5 protein-coding genes and 1 pseudogene are annotated in these 4,751 nt (G+C 23.4%); all 6 read right to left on the bottom strand.

Annotation, left to right across the window (positions count from 1 at the left end):
• Window positions 1–198: 198 nt before the first annotated feature.
• The 6 genes and pseudogenes from BLO14_RS05495 to BLO14_RS05470 all read right to left on the bottom strand — a co-directional run bounded on the left by BLO14_RS05495 (window position 199) and on the right by BLO14_RS05470 (window position 4,510).
• On the bottom strand, window positions 199–1,377 hold the full coding sequence (locus BLO14_RS05495) for an MFS transporter (RefSeq protein ID WP_091973851.1): 1,179 nt from the start codon (window positions 1,375–1,377) through the stop codon (window positions 199–201).
• A 104-nt stretch (window positions 1,378–1,481) separates the two neighbouring features.
• Window positions 1,482–1,664: pseudogene (locus BLO14_RS06280) on the bottom strand (hypothetical protein); the annotation flags it as partial.
• A 190-nt stretch (window positions 1,665–1,854) separates the two neighbouring features.
• Complete coding sequence (locus tag BLO14_RS05485; RefSeq protein WP_091973845.1) at window positions 1,855–2,412, bottom strand: chromosome replication/partitioning protein; 558 nt, start codon at window positions 2,410–2,412, stop codon at window positions 1,855–1,857.
• Between the two features lie 74 nt (window positions 2,413–2,486).
• Window positions 2,487–3,248 (bottom strand): ParA family protein, encoded by a 762-nt coding sequence (locus BLO14_RS05480; RefSeq protein ID WP_073999355.1) that lies wholly within the window; start codon window positions 3,246–3,248, stop codon window positions 2,487–2,489.
• On the bottom strand, window positions 3,224–3,799 hold the full coding sequence (locus tag BLO14_RS05475) for a DUF226 domain-containing protein (protein ID WP_091973842.1): 576 nt from the start codon (window positions 3,797–3,799) through the stop codon (window positions 3,224–3,226). Before BLO14_RS05475 ends, BLO14_RS05480 begins: the two co-directional genes overlap by 25 nt.
• 18 nt (window positions 3,800–3,817) lie before the next feature.
• On the bottom strand, window positions 3,818–4,510 hold the full coding sequence (locus tag BLO14_RS05470; RefSeq protein WP_091973839.1) for a plasmid maintenance protein: 693 nt from the start codon (window positions 4,508–4,510) through the stop codon (window positions 3,818–3,820).
• Between the last annotated feature and the right edge of the window lie 241 nt (window positions 4,511–4,751).

Genomic DNA, 4,751 nt, shown 5'->3' with positions numbered 1-4,751 from the left:
GCTTTTAAAAAGTAAATAATGTTTATATGTTTTTGTTCAAGTTTTTTTAAAAAAGAAAATCTGCTAAACAGATGCATTGGACAACGGTTTACAAATTCAAACATATTCTCTAATTTGCTCTAATGAAATTTCCAGATGTATTGGATGAAACAAGAAGCTATTTTTATAATCCTTGATTTAGAAATAGTAGTTCACTTCTTAACTTTTCTTGTTATTTTTAAATTTAAATGTCACAACAATAGATAATGTACAAAAAATAAGTATTAATAAAACAAATGTATTTATAGCGCTGATAAAATTAGTTAAAATTGAACATATGCCTAGTGCTAAAAATGAAAATATACGGGATAATGTACTATTAATAGAAGTTATAGTTCCTAAAACTTTTGAATCCACATTTTTTCTTAAAAAATATTCTAAGTTATTAGAATAAACAGAAATTGAAATTACTAAAAATATTATTATAGTAATAAATATGTAAATATGTGAAACTATTTTTATTAAAACTGATAGTAAAAATATCATAGCCAAAATAACATAAATATCATATTTTGAATGTTTAATTTTTCTAAATATCCATGCTCCTATAATATCTGATACGCGAAATAGTACATATATAATTCCGAATACATTAATAGATATATTTTTATCAATAAAAATTGCTTGCCAGTATAAATAAAAAGGTTGATAAAAAAATTGAATGACGCCATTTAAAATAAATAACTCTAAAAGTTCTTTAGATTTTAATAATGTTATTATTTTTTTTTTAAATTTCATAAGATATAAAGTTAAATTTTCTTCATTATGCTTATGATCTGTATTTATATCATTTGGTATAAAAAAAATTGTAATTAAAAAGGATATTAAATATATTAATAATGAAATTAGGTAAATTTTTATATCAATGTATAAATATAGCACACTTCCGATATATCCACCTAAAATAGCGCTAATACTTAGTATCATTTTTACAAATGATATAAAAGCTTTTAGCTTTTTTGAATTATTTTGATATATTTTAGTAAAACTAATATCGATTGTCCCGGTGTTAATAGCAGCCGACATCCCATATATAAACCACGAAATACAAATAAGTATGAATGACGAAGCTTTAAAAACAATAAAATAAGAAATCATTAGCAAGAAAATTGATGCTAAATAAACAATTTTTCTATCAAAAATATCTGATATTACGCCTGATGGAAATTCAAAAATAATAATTGCTACCATATAACAAATTTGTACTATAGCAATATTTTTTAGCGATAACCCTTTATTTATTAAAATAATAGTTAGTACAGCATGGGGCAATGTTCTTGCAAGTTCTAGCGAAAACAATGAATAAAAATAATATCTTTTATGTTTGCTTTCTATCATAGATCCTTATTACATTTACAAGATTTATTTTTAATAACATCAATAAAATGAAACGAGAAATCATGATTATTGATACCAATTCGTTTGTTTAAAGAATTAATTTTTTTATATTCATTTTCATATATATTTTTTGCAATTCTAAATACTATAGAGTCGTCAGGTCTCTCGTAAAGAATCTCTCTTAGGGTTTTTTGAATTTTCTCTTCTTCTTTGGCTAGAGCATCCTTTGCTAATTTTTGGGCGAATGCTGTTGAAGCATTTGTTTTTACAAAATTTTTAGTTTTCATCGTAGCATTTTACATTTTTGTATCAACGTAGTAAACTACTATTTCTAAATCTTTAAATAGGCTTTGTTGAGAACTTTAAATTTAAAAGCGATCAACAAAACCTATTACTAGGTTTTAAATTGACAATCAGGATTGTACTAAAATACAACCACTAATAATTGTACAAAAATTGCTTAAATTTTGCAAGTAATTACCTATGTGATCTGATTTGTTTTTTTAAATTTAAATCAGAATACTCTTTAAATATCTGATTTAAATAATCTTTATCGCTAGAAAAAATCTTGTCTAAGAGATACCCCGTAAATTTAGCATTACTTTTATAAAAATCATAACTATCTTTTCTTTTAAGCTGAAATCTTAATGGTTTTATTGAATTTTGTATTGACTTTTTATCGACGACCTCTTTTGATTTTATATTTCTATAAATTTCTATCATTCCCTTGTCTCTAATTTCTTTTATACTTAGATTTCCTTTTAAAACCTGTTCATATATTTTTAAATATAAATAGGCTTGGGTCCTGGCAATTAAAAATTCTTCAATAAAAGACTTGAAACTTACATGCCCGTCAATACGATAAAGTTTTTTGCTTTTTATGTTATACAATATTTCCATTATTTTAATTTTATTTTCAATATCATTAACCATACTCTTTTTTAAAGCATGCTTATAGTTTTCATACTCTTCTTCCTCAGAAATACCCATCAATCCTTCTTCTCTATCATTCAAAATGATTAAATCTTTAGACACGTCTAAAACCTCCTGTGAACTACTAAATGCTAAATACCGTTTGTTCGCTTGCGAACAAACGGCCAAAAATAAAATTAAATGGCTAATATATTATTCAAGGCTTCTAGACATTCTTGATAATAAGGTTCTTTAATATCAGGCTCTTGTAAATTGTTTGTAAAAACCTTCACTTTATTATAAAAATGAACTTTTCCTTTAATATATTTGCCATATTTATCCTTAATTGAATTTTCTATACTTTTAAAAGTATTTCTGTTTTTCATGAATTGATTTTCAATTATGGATATATCAATATCTTTATCTAGATACATTGAAACTTTCTCAATATATTTCATCAAGATAGACAAGCTTTCAACAGAAAATCTTTCAACTTGAATGGGAATAATAAGCTTATTTGTAATATTAAGAGCATTATCTAAAAGCGAATCTAAATTGGGTGGGGTGTCAATTATCACATAATTAAAATTATAATTGGGCAATACCCTTTCTAACCTGTGCTTTAAAAAAAGCTCTTTATAAGAAGTATTCTCTTTATTAAAAAGATGTAAACTAGGATGTGAAGGAATGAGATATACATTGTCATGTATTTTGGTCAAATATTTATCTAAATTAGAATTAGAGTCTTCTTTTAAAAAAGAATAAACATTATTTTTGCTTAAACTTTTTATATACTTAAAAAAATAACTGGTCAAACTATTTTGGGGATCAAAATCTACAAGTAAAACTTTTTTATCAAAGCTTTTTAAAATAAAGCTAAATATGATAGTTAAGACACTTTTGCCAACACCTCCTTTAATATTTGCAATACTAATTATTTCTGGTTTTTTGTTATCCATTTGGTTATAATGCCTCCGTTTGACAAATTTTTATTGTAGAATCTGTACACCTTGTGCTCTAAATTAATTATTCTTTCTAGTAAGCTTTGCGCATATTTTTTTTTAAATTTTTCTTTTTTTGTTAAAGCATGAATTGCTTTTATATAACAAAAAACACTTCCTTTCTTAAATCTGAATTCTATGTAATGGATTTTATACATAGGTATAATTTTGACAGTTTTTGTAATAATGTCTTCATATCTGAAAAAAATTGGCCTTGTTAATCTTTTAAATCCATAAAACATTCCTAAAAATTCATCATTAATACTTTCTTCAATTCCAAACAAATGGAAACCATTTTTTTTATTTTTATCAAATAAGCTTCTTAGTGTAATAAAAAATTTATTTTCTTTTCTTTGATTTAGACCAAATGTGAAAAAATCTCTAAATATTCTTGTATGATATAATGTTTTGTTGTTTATTTTTTCTTTTTTAATGAAGATATTGTTTTTCTCTGTTAATAATTCAATTTCCGTTTTTTTGGATTTCAAATTTTCTAATGCTTGATTCATATTTTAACCGCAAACCCCTTACCTATCATTATGTATTTGATTTTTGATTCTTTCTAACCATTCTTTTGTTTTTATTCTTTTATATAAATAATTTTTTTTATTGAAATTTTCTTTCATTTTATCTAAAAAATTTATGTTTTTATATTTCAATAAGTTTTTTATTTTTAAACTCATGAAATTAGAATCTTCATTTTTTGTTTTGTGTAAGATTTTTTCTTTATTATTTATATATTGTTTATTATTTATAATATGACTGACATTTTTAGTTGCATTTTTCAGATTAGAAGTTTTAGCTCCTTTGTTTTTTAAGTATTTTTTTTGTGTTTCTTTTGTAAATTTATATATTGCGTTAGCATCATGTTCAATAGTATTTTGCTTATCTTGAAGCACACAATTTAAATTATTATTACTATATTTATTGACTGAATATCTTATATATGAACCATTTCCCTCACCCAGTCTTAATAAGGTTTTTTTAATAATACGTTTACTACATAACCAAGTTAAATCTTTTCTAAGGGTTCTTAGTGTGACCACTTTTAGTCCATCTTGAGCTAGAAAATAATTTAATTTATTTAAAATAACTTTTTGATTGTATTTAATAGTATTTTTTTGAAAATACTTAAGTATTGACAATATTTTGTAATATCTGATTTGATATTTTTTTAATGGATTTAAATTGATTTGAATTTTAAGATTGGTTGTTTTCATTCTAGACTCCTGACTGTATTTATAATTATGTTCATGATACACAATTTCCATGAAAAAGTAAATATTATAATATAAGAAAAAGACCATTAGCAAAAGCTAATGGTCTTTTTCAAGGTGTTGAAAGTTCAATAATAAATTATGAATTTTCAACACTAATAATTATATACTAGTAATTGTAAAATACAAAGTAGTTTGAAAATTTTTTTACATTTTTTTCTACTCTGCCATTCTAAATCCCATT

The organism is Borreliella japonica (assembly GCF_900099615.1).
In the GTDB taxonomy this organism is placed as follows: domain Bacteria; phylum Spirochaetota; class Spirochaetia; order Borreliales; family Borreliaceae; genus Borreliella; species Borreliella japonica.
The sequence above is the reverse complement of the archived record's forward strand: the minus strand, read 5'-3'. Positions and strand labels throughout refer to the sequence as shown.